Below are 17,056 nucleotides of genomic sequence, written 5' to 3'. Positions count from 1 at the left end.
CTCAGGCGCCTCCCGCGGCCGCCTCGGCGGCCGGGGGCGTGGTCCAGCGGCGTTCCACGAAGAACGGGGCGACCGGCAGGACGGCCGCGCCGAGGGCGAGGACCGTGCGCCGGAGGTCCCAGCGCAACTGCTCGCGGACCAGGAACACCAGCCCGACGTAGGCCATGAACAGCACCCCGTGCACCGGGCCCGTCAGCTGCACGCCGGCCGGCGCGTCCGCCCCGTACTTCAGCGGCATCGCGACCAGCAGCAGGAGCAGGAACGAGGCCGCCTCCGCGATGGAGACGTACCGGAATACGCGAATCAGATCCACGCCGGGGCCAACGGCGGAGAGGTGACCCGGGTTTCGGACCGCACTATGGCCTTGATCACACTGACCTCACCGGCGTGCCAGGTACGCGGCGGCTCTGCCGGGAATGGTTGCGTACATGGCTCGCTCGGAACCGAAGAACGACGCGCAACCCAAGCCGTCCCCCGGCCGGTCCCGTCCGCCCCGGCGCGGCCTCCTCACGCCCCTCGTGCTCGTCATCGCCACGATCGCCCTGGTGCTGGTCGCGCAGCAGGCGCTGCGGGGCCTGCCCGGCTGGCTCAACCCGTTCGAGGAGGAGACGAAGGACCGCAGCGGGCCCGTCCTGCTCAAGTCGATCCGCGATCTGCACCGCTACGAGGCCGCGAGCGGCAACTTCCAGGTCGTCGTGGACCTGGAGAAGGACGCCAAGTTCCTGCCGTCCTCGCTGCGCGGCAACCGCACGCTGTTCGTCGGCAACGGCTCCGTCGACGCCTACGTCGACCTCTCCAAGCTCGGCTCGGGCGCCGTGAAGGTCAACGCGGACCGGACGGCCGCCACCATCACGCTGCCGCGCGCCGAACTGGAGCAGACCAACCTCGACACGAAGAACAGCTACGTCTACGCCACCCAGCGCGGCCTGCTCGACCGGTTCGGCGACTTCTTCAGCAGCAACCCGAACAACCAGCAGCAGCTCTACGTCCTGGCATCGCAGAAGATCCAGACGGCCGCCGCCCAGAGCGGCCTCAAGGAACGCGCCGACGCCAACACGAAGTCGATGCTGGAGAACATGCTCAAGGCCCTCGGCTTCAAGACCGTCACCATCACCCCCGAAGCCCAGTGAGGTTCCCGCCTTCCGGTGACGCCCCCGCCTTCCGGTGACGGCCGTTGCGGGCCGCTGACCGCTATCGGCAACCCGCACGCACGGCACCCGGGGTCCCTGCACAATGGCGTTCCGTCGCTCGCTACAGAGAGGACGCGATGGGACACCCACCGTCACCGAGGAAGGCGTCCCCGCGGGTGATGAACCCGCTCTGGATCATCTCCCTGTTCCTGGGGCTCACGGAAGTGACGATCGGAGTCGTGACCACCCAGGCCACCGGCTGGGTCCAGGCGCTGCTCGCGGTCTTCGCCGTGCTCTTCCCGAGCGGCGTTGCCGGGGCGTTCTTCCGCATCCTCTGGCAGAAGCCGTGGGTCCTGTACGCACCCGGCGACTACGAGGACGAGGGGATCTTCAAGGATCTGCAGCAGCACGGGCACGAGTACGCAGCGACCGTCTCGTCCGCCACCGACCGGAGCCTGGAGAACCTTGAGGCCGCCATGCGCTCGGCGTTCGAGAAGGTCATCGACCCCGCGCTGGTCATCGCGGCGGCGCCCGGCGCGGGCCAGTCCGGCATCCGGGGTACCGGCGACGCGGGGCGCTCCGTGGTGGACGAGGCGATCGAAACGGCCCGCGAGCACTTCCAGCAGCGCGTGATCGAGGTGGATCTCAGCGCGATCCACTCCAGCCTCGCGGGCTTTCCGCTGATCTTTCCCGTCACCGACTCCACGACCGTGACCGACCTGCTCGACAACCTCTATTTCGCGATCGCGGCGTACGTCAGGTCCTTCTCCTACAACAAGAGCTGGGTCCTTGAGGACGTCAGGACCGGCCGCACCTACACCGACATAGGCGCGGCCTGGGCCCGGCGGACGCTCAACGAAACGCGTGACTGGCGCCGCCTGTCCGAGGCGGGGATAGAGCCCGGCTCGCGGATGCGCGCGAAGTGGCTCAACCCCGCCGAGGGGTGACGCGCCGACCCGCCGGGCCCACGACCGGGGCACCTACCTCAGCCACCGCACCAGCCCCGCGACGACCCGAACCATCGCGATCGCGTCCGAAGGCAGGTTCGAGCTTGCGAGAACCTGATCGCGAAGCGAGCCGCTGGGCGAGCCGGAGCGATGCCAGCGATCGCCCGTGGTCCGACCGGTTCCGAGCCGCTAGGCGAGGGTTCGGGTCGGAACACTGATGAGCAACGCGTCGCCCTGGCCGCCGCCGCCGCAGAGGCCGGCGGCGCCGACGCCGCCGCCGCGGCGCTTCAGCTCGTAGGCGAGGTGGAGGGCGATGCGGGCGCCGGACATGCCGACGGGGTGGCCGACCGCGATGGCGCCGCCGTTGACGTTGACCTTCTCGGGGCCGACGCCGAGGTCGCGCATCGACTGGATGCCGACGGAGGCGAACGCCTCGTTGATCTCGATGAGGTCGAGGTCGTCCACGGACAGGCCCGCCTTGCCGAGGGCGTGCTCGATCGCGTTGGACGGCTGGGACTGCAGTGAGTTGTCCGGCCCGGCGACGTTGCCGTGCGCGCCGATCTCGGCGAGCCAGCTGAGGCCCAGCTCCTCGGCCTTGGCCTTGGACATCACGACGACCGCCGCGGCGCCGTCGGAGATCTGCGAGGACGAGCCGGCGGTGATCGTCCCGTCCTTGCCGAACGCGGGACGCAGCCGGGCGAGGACCTCCGCGGTGGTGTCGCCGCGCACGCCCTCGTCCTGGGCGAAGACGACCGGGTCGCCCTTGCGCTGCGGGATCTCGACCGGGGCGATCTCGTCGTCGAAGACGCCGTTCTTGATGCCCTCGGCGGCGCGCTGGTGGGAGCGGGCGGAGAACTCGTCCTGCTCCTCGCGGGTGATGCCCAGCTTGGCGTTGTAGCGGTCGGTCGACTCGCCCATGGAGATGCCGTCGAACGCGTCGGTGAGCGCGTCGTAGGCCATGTGGTCGAGGACCTCGACCGAGCCGTACTTGTAGCCGCCGCGCGACTTCGGCAGCAGGTGCGGCGCCTGGGACATCGACTCCATGCCGCCGGCCACCACGATGTCGAACTCGCCCGCGCGGATCAGCTGGTCGGCGAGCGCGATCGCGTCCAGGCCGGACAGGCACACCTTGTTGATCGTGACGGACGGGACGCTCATCGGGATGCCCGCCTTCACCGCGGCCTGCCGGGACGGGATCTGGCCCGCGCCGGCCTGGAGCACCTGGCCGAGGACCACGTACTGCACCTGGTCGCCGGAGACACCGGCCCGCTCCAGCGCCGCCTTGATCGCGTGCGCGCCGAGGTCGGCCGCGGAGAAGTCCTTCAGCGAGCCCATCAGGCGGCCGATGGGGGTGCGCGCTCCGGCGACGATCACGGACGTTGCGGTCATGTGGGGGCCTCCAGAAGGGTGCTGCGGCGACGTTTGCCACGATACCCACGGGACCTGCGACCGGTTCCGTTCGCCCCCGCCTGGCGCCCGAGAGGGAGTCTGGACGTCTGAGAGGGAGTAACGCCCATGCTGACCCGTATCGACCACATCGGCATCGCCTGTCGCGATCTGGAGGCCACCGTCGAGTTCTACAAGGCGACCTACGGCTTCACCGACACGCATTTCGAGGTGAACGAGGAGCAGGGCGTCCGGGAGTGCATGCTCAAGATCAACGAGACGGGCGACGGGGCCGCGAGCTACATACAGCTGATCGAGCCGATCCGGGAGGACTCGGCGGTGGCCAAGTGGCTGGAGAAGAACGGTGAGGGCGTCCACCACATCGCGTTCGGGACGGACGGGACGGTCGCCGACGAGGCCGCCGGCATCGCGGGGAAGGGCGTCCGGGTGCTGTACGACGCGCCGCGGAACGGATCCATGGAATCCTTGATCAACTTTTTGCATCCCAAGGACTGCCACGGCGTCCTGACGGAGCTGGTGCAGAAGCGCCCGGACGCCGGATGATCTTGCCCGCCGGGGGAGGCGCGGGCGCGACCGGATCGTGACGTGTTCGATATCACGGTCACGGGGGGCGGGGCGTCGACCGCCGCTCTGTGACCGTTCAGACACATCTGGTGTATTTGCACCCCCGGCACCTGGGCACCCGATCGCCCGCGACGCGCCCGAACAAAAAGGACAATCCACGCAGCGCGTCAAGATGAGCCCCCAACACGGCAGTGTCCGGAGTACGCTTCATTCGCCGGAAGAGGTCTGGGGCTCTGCGCCGTTTCATGCCAGGCGATCAACCGGTCCCCGGAACCACCCGTAGCCCCGTCACATCAGGATTGAGCCACATGCAGTCCGACATCGACGCCCAGCTCAGCAACTTCTTTGAAGACACGCCCCCGCGCGAGTTCGACGTGGTGCTTCGCGGCTACGACCGGCACCAGGTCGACGAGCACATCAAGTCGCTCGACAACGAGGTGCGGCAGACCCGCGAGCAGACCCAGGCCCTGCAGCGGGAGCTGTCGGACGCCCATCGGCAGCTGCAGGAGCAGGAACGTCCCACCTACTCCGGTCTAGGCGCCCGCATCGAGCAGCTGCTGCGGCTGGCCGAAGAGCAGGCCACCGAGCTCGTCCAGGCCGCCCGGTCGGAGGCCAACGAGATCAAGGCCGCCGCCAAGGTGGACGCCGCCGAGCAGCGCGCGACCGCCGAGAACGACGCCGCCGAACTGCGCGCCAACGCCCAGCGCGAGGGCGACGACATGCGCGGGGCGGCCGAGCGGGAGGCCGAGGAGGTGCGCACGTCGGCCCGCCGCGAGGCCGACGAGCTGACCTCCACGACCGAGCGCGAGGTGGCCAAGCTGCGCGCCACCGCCGACCACGAGGTCGCCGAGAAGCGCGCCGCCGCGGAGCGGGAGATCGCCAAGCTGCGCACCACCACCGAGCGCGAGGTCGCGCAGCTGCGCGCGTCCACCAAGCGCGAGCGGGACGAGATCCTCACCACGGCCAAGCGGCAGGCCGACGAGATGCGCGCCCAGGCGCAGCGCATCCTGGAGGAGAGCGAGGCCCAGCGCGCCCAGGCCGAGGCGGAGTTCGAGATCCAGCTCGCCGCCCGCCGCGAAGAGGCCGACCGGCAGGACGCCGAGCGCCACTCCGCCGCGCAGGCCGCGACGCAGAAGCTGGTCGCCGAGGCCGAGCAGCGGGCCGCGTCCGCCGAGCAGCGCGCCGCGAAGGCGACCCAGCAGGCCGAGCAGACGCGGCGCGAGGCCGACTCGCACGCCAAGCAGCTGATGGCCAACGCCCGCAAGAACTCCGACAACGTGATCGCCGAGGCCAAGGCACAGGCCGAGCAGCTGCTCGCCGAGACCAAGGCCGAGGCCGACCGCGTCCGGACCGCGGCGCAGCGGCAGGTCGACGAGCTCACCCGGCAGCGCGACAGCATCACCAGCCACCTCAACCAGCTGCGCCAGCTCATCGGCGGCGTCGCGCCGACGATGGGCGGCGACGCCGAGCTGGCCGCCGCCCCGGAGAAGGCCGCGATCCCGGCGGCCGAGCCGAAGCCGGCCCCGGCTCCGCAGGCCGCGCCGAAGCAGCAGCCGGCCGCCAAGGCCGCGCCCGCGGCCAAGCCGGCCCAGGCCAAGAAGTCCGAGGAGGACGACGAGGACTGGTGGCAGGAGTGACCGGTACGGTGACCGCCTGACGGTCTGCGCGTGACAGGAAAAGCCTGGAGGCGGTGAAACGTCTCCAGGCTTTCCGTCGTCTCACACCGTAGGCGTGACGAAGAGGAGAGCGGCGTGCCCGACGAGACCCCCCACGAGGACGGTCCGAAGCCGGCGTCCGGCGAGACCCGGCCCGCGACCGGCGGCAGGGTCCCCACGCCCGCCCCACCCCCCGACGACGACCGGCCGAAACCCACGCCCGGCCCCGCCCCGGCCCGCCCGACCCACCCGGCCCGTCCGTCCACAGAACCCGGCGAGCCCACCGCGCCCGCCGAGCCGACCGCGCCCGGCAAGTCCAGCGAGCCCGCCGAACCCCCCGAACCCGGCGAGCCTGGCGAGTCCGGCAAGGAGAGCACGGACACCGACAGCGCCGACACCGTCGACACTGAGGAGGCCGACCGGGACGACGAGACCAACCGGAGCGACGGAGGCGACCGGAGCGACGAGGGCGACCGGGACAGCAAGACCGGCCGGAACAGCGAGACCAACCGGGACGGCGAGGGCGACCGGAACGGCGAGGGCGACCGAGACCAGGACAGGGACGGGAGCGGGAGCGGGGGCAGGGAGGGCGACACCGAGGTCGCGCCCAGTGGTGCGCTCGTTCCCGAGGAGACCGAGCCGCCCGTGGGTGAACGCGACCCGGCGACCGGCACCCCGGTCACGCTCCCGGCGCGGGTCGCCGCCGAGCGGGCCGCGCCCGACCCGCGCGCCCCCGACCCGGCGCACGACGTCGAGCAGCGCAAGCGCGAGGCGGGCGTCGACCACCTGTTCCCGTTCGGACGGCCCGGCCAGCCGCTCGGCCGCGCCCACCCGTTCGTGTTCGGGTTCACCGCGGCGCTCGGCGTCATCACCGCCTGGCTGCTGGTGCGGGCCGCCACCAACGCCAAGTCCGTGATCGTGATGATCGTCGTCGCGATGTTCCTGGCGGTCGGGCTGAACCCGGCGGTCGAGCGGCTCCGCAAGTTCGGGCTCCCGCGCGGCGCGGCGGTCGCGTCGGTGTTCCTGCTCGTGATCCTGTTCTTCGCCGGGTTCGTCGCCTCGCTCGTCCAGCCGGTCACCGAGCAGGTCACCGAGCTGCGCAAGAACATCCCCGAGTACGTCGAGCAGCTGCAGAACAACCGGACGCTGGCCGACTGGGACAAGCGCTACGGCCTGCTGGAGCGGGCCGAGAAGGCGGTCAACAGCCCCGACTTCCAGAACAGCCTCACCGACACCGCCACCGGGATCGGGAAGGTCGCGGTCAACGGCATCTTCCAGACGATCACGATCCTGATCCTGACGCTGTACTTCCTCAGCTCGCTGCCGCAGATCAAGACGTTCTTCTACCAGCTCGCGCCGCGCTCGCGAAGAGCCCGCGTCGCCCTGCTCGGCGACGAGATCCTCGACCGGATCGGCGGCTACGTCGCCGGGCAGTTCACCATCGCGTTCATCGCGGGCGTGTGCTCGTACATCTTCCTGTCGATCGTCGGGGTGAAGTACGCGCTCGCGCTGGCGCTGATCGTCGCGGTGACCGACCTGATCCCGCTGATCGGCGCCACGATCGGCGCGGTGATCGTGTCGCTGGTCGCGTTCCTCACCGGGGACACCACCGACCTGATCATCTGTGCGGTCTTCTACCTGGTGTACCAGCAGGTGGAGAACTACCTGGTCTATCCGCGCGTGATGAAACGGACCGTGGACGTCCAGCCGGCGGTGACGATCGTGGCGGCGCTGGTCGGGGCGGCGCTGCTCGGCGTGGTCGGGGCGCTGCTGGCGATCCCGACGGCGGCGGCGATCTCGCTGCTGATCCGCGAGGTTGCCATCCCCCGTCAGGAGACGCTCTGAGTCACGCCCGCCGGCACCCCGCGGGTCACCGGGACGTGCGGGCGAGGGCGGCGGCGAACTCCGCCACCGCCTGGTTGAACAGGTCCGGCTGCTCGACCGCGCACAGGTGGCCGGCGCGCGGCATCACCAGCAGCTCGGCGTTCGGCAGGGCGCCGGCCATGGCGCGGGCCTCGTCCTCGGTGGCGAGCACGTCCTCGTCCCCGACCATGACGAGGGCGGGCACCCGCAGGTCGCCGAGCGCGCCGAACGAGTCCGCGCGTCCCGCCATGGCGCGCTGCGCCCACGCGGCGGCGTGCGGCGGGGTGGCCTGGACGAGGCCGCGGACCCGCCCGTAGATCAGGGCGCGCTGCCGGTAGGTGGTGGGCCCGACGAGGTCGGGCAGCACCTCGTCCACGAGGACCCGGGTGCTGCGGTCGCGGTCCAGCCGCTCGGCCTGGCGCAGCCGGTTCTCCCGGACGGGCGCGGGGTCGGCGGAGGCGCGGGTCGCGGCCAGCACGAGGCCGAGGATCAGGTCGGGGTGCCGCCGGCACAGCGCCATCGCCACGTAGCCGCCCATCGACAGGCCGCCGACGACGGCCCGCCGGACGCCGAGGCGGCGGAACATGCGGGCGACGTCGTCGGCCATGGTGTCGATCGACGGCTCGTCGTCGCCGAGCACGGACCCGCCGAAACCGCGCAGGTCGGGGGTGATGATCCGGAAGCGGTTCGCGAGGCCCTCGCGCTGGGCCAGCCACATCGCCGAGGAGAGCGGGAAGGCGTGCAGCAGGATGAGCGGTGTGCCGCGTCCGACGTCCCGTGCGTACAGCTGCACCGTCATTGGGCAATCGTCACCCGCGATCGCGTCCGGTGGGACGGGAGTGGCCGCGATCGGCCGCATGTGTTTAGTTGTCCGATTCATCCCATTCGGTGGGCAACGGATGGGCGGCCGGCGCGACCCGCTCGACGATCTCGTTCAGCACGATCCGGACGTAGGGCTCGCCCACCCAGAGGTGCTTGGCGTTGTCCACCGCGACCACCTCGGCCTGCGGGACGCGCTTGAACCGCTCCCGCGCCTCCGCCGGACGCAGGTAGTCGTCGAACTCGGGCACGAGGGCCACCACCGGACGCCCGTCGGCGCCCCACGCGTCCAGGTCGGCGTCCCCCGCGCGCTTCAGCGGCGGCGACAGCAGGATCACCCCCTCCACCAGCGGGTCGCGTCCCCACCGCAGCGCCAGCTCCGTGCCGAACGACCAGCCCAGCAGCCACGGGCGCGGCAGGTCGTGGTACTCGGTGTACTCCAGCGCCGCCGCCACGTCGAACCGCTCGGTCTCCCCGTCTCCGAACTCGCCCTGGCTCGTGCCGCGCGCCGACGTCGTCCCACGCGTGTTGAACCGCAGCACCGCCAGGTCGGCGAGCGCCGGCAGCCGGTAGGACGCCTTGCGCAGCACGTGGCTGTCCATCATCCCCTCGGCCGTGGGCAGCGGATGCAGGCAGACCAGCGTCGCCACCGGCGGCCGCTCCGGCGGCAGCGCCAGCTCCCCGACCAGTTCCAGCCCGTCCGACGTGTGCAGCGTGATCTCCTCGCGCCGCGCCGGCAGCACGCTCGCCGCCCTGATCTCCGCCATGGGTCTCCTTAGTAACGGGGCGCTTCAGTAACGAGGCGCATTGCGGCCGCGCAGGATGCGGGGCGCTCGCCGGGTGCGGGCCTGCCAGCAGGGGCGATGCCAGTGCCGCCGGTCGTCGCCCCTGTCGCCCGCCCGCCAGGCGACGACGTGCCCGGCACCGGGCGGGATCTCCTGGTCGCATCCGGGGCACCGGTACGGCTTCGTCGCGTTGGCCCCCGCGATCGGCCGGACGATCCATTCGCCGTCCGGCCCCTCCTCGGTCTCCTGAACCCGGGCACCGCCCTTCGGGGGGCGTCCGGAGACGGCGCGGCGGTTCTTGCGGGGGCTCATGCTTCGAGGATATTCAGCGCAGCGGCTTGCCCGCGGTGACGTGCTCCACAAGGAGCGGGGCCGGGGCGAGCGACGGCTCGCGCGTCTGCGCGTGCAGGGCGCGCAGGACGGCGACGGCGCGGTCCGGGCCGAGGCGGTCGAGGTCGGCGATCGGCCCGGTCGGGTAGCCGCAGCCCAGCGTCATCGCGGCGTCGATCGCGTCGGCGTCGGCGTACCCGGCGCCGAGCATGGCGGCGGCGTCGTTCAGGTACGGGAAGCGCAGCGCGTCCACGATGAAGCCGGCGCGGTCGCGGCACCGGACGGCGGTGAGACCGAGGCGCCCGAGCAGGCCGGCGGCGCGCTCGGCGACGTCCGGGGCGGTCGCCACCGTCGCGGCGACCTCGGCGAGGGTGCCCGCCGGGTCGGGAAGGTGCAGCCCGACGACGTCGGCGGGACGTCCGGTGGCCATGGCCTGCCCGATCACGGAGCCGTCCACGGAGGTGACGGCGACGACCGTGCCGGGCTTGGCGGCCTGGACGGCGGCCGACAGCAGCGCCCGCGCGGCCTCGGCGTCCTCCGCCGCCTCGATGATCAGGTCGCAGGAGGCGAGGCCGGCGGCGGAGTCACGCACCTCACTGCCCGCCCGTTCGCACAGCGCGGCGACCGCGTCCGCGAGCGGCCCGACGCCGACGATGCCCACCACCGGCTGCGGGACGTCCGCCGCCTCCTCCCCCGCACCGGCGGAATCGTCATGAGAGTAGAAGCCGCGGCCGGTCTTGCGGCCGAGCAGCCCGGCGGTGACCAGCTCGCGAAGCACCGGCGACGCGGCGTGCCGCCGGTCGCGCGACTCGGCGTAGATGGCGTCCAGCACCTCCAGGCAGGTGTCGAGGCCGATCAGGTCCATGAGGGTGAACGGGCCCATCGGCAGGCCCGCGCCCTCCTTCATCGCGGTGTCGATGTCGTCGCGGGTGGCGTGGCCGGCCTCCAGCATCCCGGCGGCCTGGTTCAGGTAGCCGAACAGCAGCCGGTTCGCGACGAACCCGGCCCGGTCGCCGATCGTGACCGGCGTCTTGCCGAGGCCCCGCACCAGCTCGGCGACCCGGGTCACGGCCTCCGGCTCGGTCAGCACCGTCCCGATGATCTCGACCAGCTTCATCACCGGCGCCGGGTTGAAGAAGTGCACCCCGACGATCTCACTGGGACGGCCGGTGGTGACCGCGATGTCGGTGACCGACAGCGACGAGGTGTTGGTGGCGAGGACGGCGTCGTCCCGGCACACCCGGTCCAGCTCGGCGAAGACCTTGCGCTTGAGGTCGAGCCGCTCCGGGACGGCCTCGATCACGAGGTCGCAGTCGCCGAGGTCGGCGAAGTCGGTGGACAGCGTGATCCGGCCGAGGATCTCGCGCTGCGCGTCCTCGGTGAGCCTGCCGCGCTTCACGGCCCGCCCGGTCGAGCTCTCCAGGTGCCCGCGCCCGCGTTCCAGCGCGTCCCTGTTCACCTCGATGCCGACGACCGCGAGGCCGCCGCGCGCCACCACCTCGGCGATGCCCGCGCCCATCGTGCCCAGTCCGACGACCCCGACCCTGCTGAACGAACCACCAGTCATGCCCGCAGTCTCCCAGAGCGCGCACGCGCCGCCATGCCCGGGTACGACCGGAACGTGCGCCTCGGAATCTTCCTCCTCGCCGCCCGTTTCCCCGGACAAGACGACACCGCCGCCCTGTCCCGCACCGTTGATGCCGCCATCGCCGCCGAGCAGGCCGGGTTCGACGACGTGTGGCTGGCCGAACACCACTTCATGACCTACGGGGTCGTCCCGTCGGCGACGCTGCTGGCCGGGCACATCCTGGCCGCGACCACCCGCGTCCACGTCGGGACGGCGGTGAGCGTCCTCTCCACCCAGCATCCGGTGGCGCTGGCCGAGCAGGCCGCGATGCTGTCGCTGCTGTCCGGCGGCCGGTTCCGGCTGGGCGTCGGGCGCGGCGGTCCGTGGCGCGACCTGGAGGTCTTCGGCACCGGCCTGCCCCGCTACGAGCACGGCTTCGCCGAGTCGCTGGACCTGCTGCTCGCCTGGCTGCGGTCCGACCGCGTCGCGTGGTCGGGCGAGCACTTCCGCTTCCGCGAGGTACCGGTCGTCCCGCGCGCGCTCGTCCCACCGCAGGTCACGGTCGCCTGCACGTCCCCCGCCACAGAGGCGCTCGCGGCCGAACGCGGGTTGCCGATGCTTCTCGGCATGCACGTCGGACCGGACGAGAAGGCCGCCGCCATCTCCCGCCACGGCGACCCGTCCCTCCCCCACATCTCGACCCACGTGGCCCAGGTCGCCGACACGCGGGAGGAGGCCGTCCGCACCCTCATGGACGAGATGCCGCGCTGGCTCGGCCCCGGCCTGGACGGATACGTCGCCGTGGACGACCGTCCCCGCCCGCCCCGCGACCCGGTCGGCTACACCCGCCGCATGTGCGACCTGCACCCCGTCGGCTCACCGGACGACTGCGTCGAGTCGCTCGTGACCACGGCGGAACGCACCGGGATCGGGCACCTGATCCTGCTCGTCGAGGCGGCCGGCTCCCGCGCCGCCACCCTGGAGAACATCGCCCGCCTGGGCGCCGACGTCCTTCCCAAGGTCCGCGCCGCCACATAGACGTGCGGCGTGCCGATCGCCTCGGCACGCCGCACCGTTTCCGCTCAGCAGTCGCGGAGCTCGGGAGACTGGTTGAGGATCTGCTCGCGGGCGGTCACGAACGTCCGGTAGACGTCGGAGTCGCCGCTCGGGAAGACGGCGACGCGGTGGCAGTTCTGGAAGGCGAGCTTCATCCCGAAGTGGCGCTCCAGCGCGCCGCGCATGGCGTCGCTGGCGAGGACGCGGAGGAGCTGGCCGCGGGCCTGCTCGTCCGGCGGCGGCGTGAGGTTGTCGGCGAAGTCACCCCCGTCCACCTGGAGCCGCGCCACCAGCCCGGTGATCATGTCCCACGCGTACGGGAGGGACGTCCTGATGCACTCGATGAAGGCCGCGTCGCCGACCTCGCCCTTCTGCGCCGTCTCGAGCAGTTCCGGGGTCACGTCGAGGGACATGTGCGGGGATCCTTTCGCAGAGAGGATGAACACCCACCCGCCGACGCTAACCACGCTCCCGTGGGAATTCCAGGCCTTGACAAAGATTTTCATTCCGCTACGCGCCGCGCGGTGCCGCCCCGTGCCCCCGCGCCCGCCCCCGCCCCCGCCCCGGCCGGACGGCCTGCCGCTCGGCGAACTCGGCCCAGTACGCCCGCGCCCGCCGCGCCAGCCGAACGTCCCGCACGGCCTCCGCCTCGGCCCGCCGGGCCTCCGCCCGCTGCCTCGCCATGTCCCGCATGATCTGGTGGTGGTACACGACCTCTCCCCGAACGTCCCGGACCGCACGCCACGGCCCGACACCCAAGACACTCGCGCTAAGGCCCCCACCCCCACATCGGCACGACGCCCTATCCGCCCGCCCCGGAGTGCCTTAGACACCCCACCCGCCGCGCTCACACGTGCCCCTGCCCCTCGCACAGGACTTACAGGAGAAGCCCCGCGAGGACGGCGTCGACGACCTCGGCTGGCATCTCGTCCAGCACAGCCGGCATCGGGACCGAGGAGAGACGGATCTCGCCATCCAGTGAGCCCGCGAGAGCTTGAGCCTCAAGGCTGCCATTTCACCCACGACCCACGAGGCGGCCACGCCTGGGCGGGCGAGTGCCGCGGCGGCGTCCCAGCGCGGCAGGTGGCGGTCGAGGACCGAGAATCAGCACAAGCAGCGATCAACCCGCTGGAGAGCCCCCACAACCGGAGCCCACAACGATTACCGCCGGTACACCAATCTCGCCTGAAGCGGCCGGACGCCGCACTAAGGTGAGGCACCGTGCGTCTCGTTATCGCCCGCTGCAGCGTCGACTACGCCGGCAAGCTCACCGCCCACCTGCCCATGGCTCCCCGCCTCGTCCTCATCAAGGCGGACGGAAGCGTGAGCGTCCATGCCGACGACCGCGCCTACAAGCCCCTCAACTGGATGAACCCGCCGTGCTCGCTCCGCGAGGAGCCCTACGAGGAGAACGGCGCCATAGCCCGCTGGACGGTCACGCACGGCAAATCAGGCGAGCGGCTCATCCTCACCATCGAGGAGATCCTGCACGACACCAGCCACGAGCTGGGCCTCGACCCGGGCCTCCAGAAGGACGGCGTAGAAGCACACCTCCAGGAACTCCTCGCCGAGCACATCACCACCCTCGGCGACGGCTACACCCTCATCCGCCGCGAGTTCCCCACCGCGATCGGCCCGGTCGACATCCTCTGCCGCGACGCCGACAGCGCCACAGTCGCCATCGAGATCAAACGCCGCGGCGAAATCGACGGCGTAGAACAGCTGACCCGCTACCTGGAACTCCTCAACCGCGACCCGCACCTCGCCCCCGTCCGCGGCGTCTTCGCGGCCCAGGAGATCAAACCCCAGGCCCGCGTCCTCGCCACCGACCGAGGCATCGACTGCGTAACCCTCGACTACGACGCCCTACGCGGCATCCAACACGAGGGCACCCTCTTCTAACCGGCCTAACGTCACGAATGTCACAGGTGCGCGTCAGTCTGTTCCGTAAGCCGAAGAAACTCGTCGAGAAGCTCGACAGTGTATTTCGCCTCCATGCTGTCGATGCAGAGAGTGTTGAAGCTTCTCATGTACACATCGACTTCCTCGGGGTCGTCCAGATACATCGTGCTGGTGAGGTTCTCGACGTAAACCATGTCCGGCAGATTCCGCTCGGAAAACCGCAGGATTGTGAAGGCGCCTCCTTCGGAGACGCGTCCTTGGTACCCGAACGGCATGATTTGAATGGTGACCTTGGGTAGTCGAGACATCTCGATGAGGTGCTTGAACTGGCCACGCATCACTTCGGGATCGCCGATGGGACGCCGCAGTGCTCCCTCATCTATCGCGGCCCACAGGAACGGCGCGCCCGGACCCGTGAGGATCTCTTGACGGTTCATGCGCAGCCGCACGCGCTGGTCGATCTCTTGGTCGGTGAATCCGGTGCTGCTCAGACGGATGATCTCGCTCGCGTACCCCTCGGTCTGGAGCAGCGCCGGGACAAAGTGCAGTCCATATGTGCGGATCAGGGAGGCCGATTCCTCCAGCTCCGCATAATTCCGGGACTCCATGGACGGTATGCCGTCTGATCTGCTCTGGAAGGTTTCCAGCCGGTAGAGAAGTTCTTCGAGCTCCTGGCAGCGTTGTTCGCCCTCGGTGGCGCGGCGGCGGGCGTGGCCGAGCTGGCTGGTGAGATCGGTGATCTCAGCTTCGAGCTGGTCTCGTTCGGCCTGCAGAGCAGCTCGGTCACGTTCCCAGGCGGCTTTCAGCCGGCCATGCTGGCGGATACGTTCGGCGAGTTGCTCTTCTAGGTGCGCGGCGTAGCGGTCGGCCTCGCGCTGGCCCACCACGGCGGCGTGCAACTCGTCGCGAACTATCCGCACCCGGTATTCGTGCGGATGGCGAACTCGCAGGGCCTCCAGCCACAGCTTGGCCAGATGTGTGCGAACCTCCGGAGAGACCTCCATACCCCGCTCCGCCTTGATGGCGAGCAGCCGCTCCAAGAACGACTGGTCTCCGGGAACACGGTGACCGTTGAGGTAGCGCGAGACAACGCTCTTGTCGAAGTGGTAAGTGCGGGCAAAGCGCCCCTGCGACATCCCTACCTGGCCCCAGAGCCCGCGCAGCTCCTCGACCCACGCCTGTACCTCAGGGTCGAGGTTGGGGGACAGAGGCCGCAGGCCCATCGAGGCCGGAGGGGCAACGGAACCCCGGGGCATGATGTCGGTCATGCGGTCCATTCTCTGCAATCAAGGCGCCGCTGTTCCACCGAGTTCGCCGATGCCAGGCGTTGCCATTTTCTGCAACCCCCAAGGGACGGCCGTTGCGGCCTAGTGCACCCCCCACCGGGTCTGGCTTGCTGGAAACCGTCCGGCGCCACCGGGTGCCGGACCCCGACACGGTGAAGGCGGCATGCAACACACTGAACGTCCCCCGACCGGTCCGCGCCCACTGCTGATCGCGATGGTCACAGTCGTCATCGGCATCTTGCCCGACGCGCTGTCGCTTCTCTCAGACCACCCGGTCCCCGAAGCGCTGCTGACCGCCTGCGCAGTGATCGGCAGCACCGCTGATCTACTCAACCAAGTCCTCCGGACGCGCCGTCCCCTTCTCAGTCCCGGCGATAAGGAGAAGGAGCAACCGGACGATCAATCAGAAAATCCCAACATCTGACCGCTTGGCTCACCGAGGCCATTGCGTCCGTTCTCTGCGGGCCGTCCAGTAGTCCACTTCGTAGACAGTCAGCAATGACCAAGAGATCCGCCGACAAGATAAAGCGCCTCGGGTCGCATGACCTACCAACGCCGACCCGAGGCACCTCTATACACAGCAATTCACCACTGCCAACTCACCACCGGGCAGTGTCGATCCGATCGCCTCGACCAGGCCAGCGTGAGCGTCGGAGATGACCAGTTGGACGCCGGTCAGGCCGCGAGCCACCGGACCCTCCAGGCCGCCGCGGACCTGCCGGGCGCGCTGGCCGCCGAGGTCGCCACGGCCGCGCGGGAGGCGTTCGTGGACGGCATGGCACGCCGCCCTTACGTGCAGCGCCGGCTTCGCCGCCCTCGTGGCCTCCCTGGGCCTGCCCGCGGGCGTCCCCGCGGCGCAGGACCACCAACCCCGTCTACCCACACAAGCGCATACGGTCCGTCCGCTAACCAGGGTCAATTGTTCGCCGCCGTGCACCCTCACGCGCGGCCGGTGTCCCCGGCGGCTCCAGGAGCATCCACCTGGCGGCCCGAGTCCCTGACCGGTCTCATCGAGGAACAGATCCAGGCGCCCAGGTCCGCCGCGGTGGTTCCACGTGCGGCCACACCTGCTCTTTCCACACCTGCACGGCCTCATCGTCGCGTTCGATGGCGCGTTGCCCCGGGGACCAGCACCGACCAGCCGTTGCGGCGCAGCAGCAACGACACTTCCGGCAGGGTGTGGTCGATCCCGAACAACCGCCGGATCAGCGCGGCCACCCGACCCAGCCTCCACTGCTGGTCATCGGCATAGCCGTGCGCGGCCGGACCGCGATTCAACTCGGCCCCCAACCGCGCAAAGGCCGCATCGTCCGGCCACGGCCGACAGTGCGCCCCCCTGGACCACAGCGACTCGGCCCCACCCTCACGCCAGGCTCGCCGCCACTTCTCCACCTGCCGCAACCCGGCTCTTAGACGTCATCTCATTTGGCGAGTCGGCGGTGACAGATGAGGGTGGCGGCGATACCGACGAAGGCCAGGAAGTGCTCGGGCTTGCGTTCGTAGCGGCGGTGCAGGCGGCGGCAGCCGCTCAGCCAGGACACCGTCCGTTCCACCACCCAGCGGTGCCGCCCCAGCCGGTCGGAGGACTCGATGCCGCGGCGCGCGATGCGCGGCGTGATGCCCCGCCTGCGTAGCCAGCGCCGCAGGTCGGCGTAGTCGTAGCCCTTGTCGCCGTGCAGCTTGGCGGGACGGCGCCGACGCGGCCCGCGCCGGGAGCGGATCGGCGCGATGCCCCGCACCAGCGG

At 70.8% G+C, this 17,056-nt stretch carries 19 protein-coding genes and 1 pseudogene; 8 read left to right on the top strand and 12 right to left on the bottom strand.

The features are described from left to right. Position 1: 1 nt before the first annotated feature. The gene (locus BM339_RS32380; RefSeq protein ID WP_024936480.1) at positions 2-313 is read right to left on the bottom strand and encodes a DUF3817 domain-containing protein; all 312 of its coding nucleotides are present in this window, start codon (positions 311-313) and stop codon (positions 2-4) included. Positions 314-428: 115 nt separating this feature from the next. Between BM339_RS32380 and BM339_RS32375 the strand changes: the two genes are divergently transcribed. Both BM339_RS32375 and BM339_RS32370 read left to right on the top strand, forming a co-directional pair. Next, entirely contained in the window at positions 429-1,130 is a 702-nt protein-coding gene (locus tag BM339_RS32375) for a DUF4230 domain-containing protein (protein WP_021597706.1), read from the top strand. 137 nt (positions 1,131-1,267) lie between these two features. Next, the gene (locus BM339_RS32370; protein WP_143118696.1) at positions 1,268-2,077 is read left to right on the top strand and encodes a hypothetical protein; all 810 of its coding nucleotides are present in this window, start codon (positions 1,268-1,270) and stop codon (positions 2,075-2,077) included. Between the two features lie 189 nt (positions 2,078-2,266). On the opposite strand, the gene BM339_RS32365 is transcribed toward BM339_RS32370, so the two are convergent. Then, positions 2,267-3,466 (bottom strand): acetyl-CoA C-acetyltransferase, encoded by a 1,200-nt coding sequence (locus BM339_RS32365; RefSeq protein ID WP_075023332.1) that lies wholly within the window; start codon positions 3,464-3,466, stop codon positions 2,267-2,269. A gap of 126 nt (positions 3,467-3,592) precedes the next feature. Between BM339_RS32365 and mce the strand changes: the two genes are divergently transcribed. The 3 genes from mce (at position 3,593) to BM339_RS32350 (ending at position 7,548) form a co-directional block, all read left to right on the top strand. Further along, a complete protein-coding gene (mce, locus tag BM339_RS32360) occupies positions 3,593-4,027 on the top strand; it encodes a methylmalonyl-CoA epimerase (protein ID WP_021597709.1) in 435 nt (144 codons plus the stop codon). Between the two features lie 329 nt (positions 4,028-4,356). Next, positions 4,357-5,685, top strand: coding sequence for a DivIVA domain-containing protein (locus tag BM339_RS32355; protein WP_021597710.1), 1,329 nt, complete (start codon positions 4,357-4,359; stop codon positions 5,683-5,685). Between the two features lie 114 nt (positions 5,686-5,799). Continuing rightward, on the top strand, positions 5,800-7,548 hold the full coding sequence (locus BM339_RS32350; RefSeq protein ID WP_075023331.1) for an AI-2E family transporter: 1,749 nt from the start codon (positions 5,800-5,802) through the stop codon (positions 7,546-7,548). Positions 7,549-7,573: 25 nt separating this feature from the next. On the opposite strand, the gene BM339_RS32345 is transcribed toward BM339_RS32350, so the two are convergent. From BM339_RS32345 to BM339_RS32330, 4 genes are all read right to left on the bottom strand, one after another. Beyond that, positions 7,574-8,365 (bottom strand): alpha/beta fold hydrolase, encoded by a 792-nt coding sequence (locus BM339_RS32345; RefSeq protein ID WP_021597712.1) that lies wholly within the window; start codon positions 8,363-8,365, stop codon positions 7,574-7,576. 64 nt (positions 8,366-8,429) lie between these two features. After that, positions 8,430-9,152: an alpha/beta hydrolase gene (locus BM339_RS32340; RefSeq protein WP_021597713.1), complete on the bottom strand. Its 723-nt coding sequence runs from the start codon at positions 9,150-9,152 to the stop codon at positions 8,430-8,432. Between the two features lie 24 nt (positions 9,153-9,176). Further along, positions 9,177-9,482, bottom strand: a complete 306-nt coding sequence (locus BM339_RS32335; RefSeq protein WP_021597714.1) for a hypothetical protein — start codon at positions 9,480-9,482, stop codon at positions 9,177-9,179. Between the two features lie 13 nt (positions 9,483-9,495). Then, on the bottom strand, positions 9,496-11,067 hold the full coding sequence (locus BM339_RS32330; RefSeq protein WP_075023330.1) for a 3-hydroxyacyl-CoA dehydrogenase family protein: 1,572 nt from the start codon (positions 11,065-11,067) through the stop codon (positions 9,496-9,498). Between the two features lie 54 nt (positions 11,068-11,121). Here BM339_RS32330 and BM339_RS32325 point away from each other — a divergent pair, with 54 nt between their 5' ends. Further along, entirely contained in the window at positions 11,122-12,105 is a 984-nt protein-coding gene (locus tag BM339_RS32325) for an LLM class flavin-dependent oxidoreductase (RefSeq protein ID WP_075023485.1), read from the top strand. Between the two features lie 44 nt (positions 12,106-12,149). Here the strand turns inward: BM339_RS32325 and BM339_RS32320 are convergent, their stop codons facing one another. After that, positions 12,150-12,536, bottom strand: a complete 387-nt coding sequence (locus BM339_RS32320; RefSeq protein ID WP_021597717.1) for an SCO5389 family protein — start codon at positions 12,534-12,536, stop codon at positions 12,150-12,152. 97 nt (positions 12,537-12,633) lie between these two features. Further along, the gene (locus BM339_RS50230; protein WP_177287840.1) at positions 12,634-12,807 is read right to left on the bottom strand and encodes a hypothetical protein; all 174 of its coding nucleotides are present in this window, start codon (positions 12,805-12,807) and stop codon (positions 12,634-12,636) included. Between the two features lie 537 nt (positions 12,808-13,344). On the opposite strand from BM339_RS50230, the gene nucS reads away from it, so the two are divergent. Next, a complete protein-coding gene (nucS, locus tag BM339_RS32310) occupies positions 13,345-14,025 on the top strand; it encodes an endonuclease NucS (protein WP_021596298.1) in 681 nt (226 codons plus the stop codon). 20 nt (positions 14,026-14,045) lie between these two features. Here the strand turns inward: nucS and BM339_RS32305 are convergent, their stop codons facing one another. Beyond that, positions 14,046-15,293: a DUF5753 domain-containing protein gene (locus tag BM339_RS32305; protein WP_143118695.1), complete on the bottom strand. Its 1,248-nt coding sequence runs from the start codon at positions 15,291-15,293 to the stop codon at positions 14,046-14,048. Between the two features lie 181 nt (positions 15,294-15,474). On the opposite strand from BM339_RS32305, the gene BM339_RS49010 reads away from it, so the two are divergent. Beyond that, positions 15,475-15,735: a hypothetical protein gene (locus tag BM339_RS49010; RefSeq protein ID WP_143118694.1), complete on the top strand. Its 261-nt coding sequence runs from the start codon at positions 15,475-15,477 to the stop codon at positions 15,733-15,735. A 180-nt stretch (positions 15,736-15,915) separates the two neighbouring features. On the opposite strand, the pseudogene BM339_RS49005 reads toward BM339_RS49010, so the two are convergent. The 3 genes and pseudogenes from BM339_RS49005 to BM339_RS32290 all read right to left on the bottom strand — a co-directional run. Beyond that, a pseudogene (locus BM339_RS49005) lies at positions 15,916-16,014 on the bottom strand (transposase); the annotation flags it as partial. A gap of 389 nt (positions 16,015-16,403) precedes the next feature. Beyond that, entirely contained in the window at positions 16,404-16,703 is a 300-nt protein-coding gene (locus tag BM339_RS51845) for a winged helix-turn-helix domain-containing protein (RefSeq protein ID WP_256255580.1), read from the bottom strand. Positions 16,704-16,732: 29 nt separating this feature from the next. Then, positions 16,733-17,056 (bottom strand): transposase (locus tag BM339_RS32290; protein ID WP_075023327.1); only part of this gene is annotated, 324 nt, incomplete at its 5' end.

Origin of the sequence: Actinomadura madurae (assembly GCF_900115095.1) — a bacterium.
GTDB classification, from domain to species: Bacteria; Actinomycetota; Actinomycetes; order Streptosporangiales; family Streptosporangiaceae; genus Spirillospora; species Spirillospora madurae.
Note: the sequence above shows the minus strand (reverse complement) of the source record. Positions and strands in the feature narration are given on the sequence as shown.

Excerpts from the sequence above, each read along its gene's own strand:
- BM339_RS32305 (WP_143118695.1), bottom strand. The coding sequence starts at position 15,293 with ATGACCGACATCATGCCCCGGGGTTCCGTTGCCCCTCCGGCCTCGATG.
- BM339_RS32320 (WP_021597717.1), bottom strand. The coding sequence starts at position 12,536 with ATGTCCCTCGACGTGACCCCGGAACTGCTCGAGACGGCGCAGAAGGGC.
- BM339_RS32340 (WP_021597713.1), bottom strand. The coding sequence starts at position 9,152 with ATGGCGGAGATCAGGGCGGCGAGCGTGCTGCCGGCGCGGCGCGAGGAG.
- BM339_RS32365 (WP_075023332.1), bottom strand. The coding sequence starts at position 3,466 with ATGACCGCAACGTCCGTGATCGTCGCCGGAGCGCGCACCCCCATCGGC.
- BM339_RS32335 (WP_021597714.1), bottom strand. The coding sequence starts at position 9,482 with ATGAGCCCCCGCAAGAACCGCCGCGCCGTCTCCGGACGCCCCCCGAAG.
- BM339_RS50230 (WP_177287840.1), bottom strand. The coding sequence starts at position 12,807 with ATGGCGAGGCAGCGGGCGGAGGCCCGGCGGGCCGAGGCGGAGGCCGTG.
- BM339_RS32370 (WP_143118696.1), top strand. The coding sequence starts at position 1,268 with ATGGGACACCCACCGTCACCGAGGAAGGCGTCCCCGCGGGTGATGAAC.
- BM339_RS32355 (WP_021597710.1), top strand. The coding sequence starts at position 4,357 with ATGCAGTCCGACATCGACGCCCAGCTCAGCAACTTCTTTGAAGACACG.
- BM339_RS32375 (WP_021597706.1), top strand. The coding sequence starts at position 429 with ATGGCTCGCTCGGAACCGAAGAACGACGCGCAACCCAAGCCGTCCCCC.
- mce (WP_021597709.1), top strand. The coding sequence starts at position 3,593 with ATGCTGACCCGTATCGACCACATCGGCATCGCCTGTCGCGATCTGGAG.
- BM339_RS49010 (WP_143118694.1), top strand. The coding sequence starts at position 15,475 with ATGCAACACACTGAACGTCCCCCGACCGGTCCGCGCCCACTGCTGATC.
- BM339_RS32330 (WP_075023330.1), bottom strand. The coding sequence starts at position 11,067 with ATGACTGGTGGTTCGTTCAGCAGGGTCGGGGTCGTCGGACTGGGCACG.
- BM339_RS32345 (WP_021597712.1), bottom strand. The coding sequence starts at position 8,365 with ATGACGGTGCAGCTGTACGCACGGGACGTCGGACGCGGCACACCGCTC.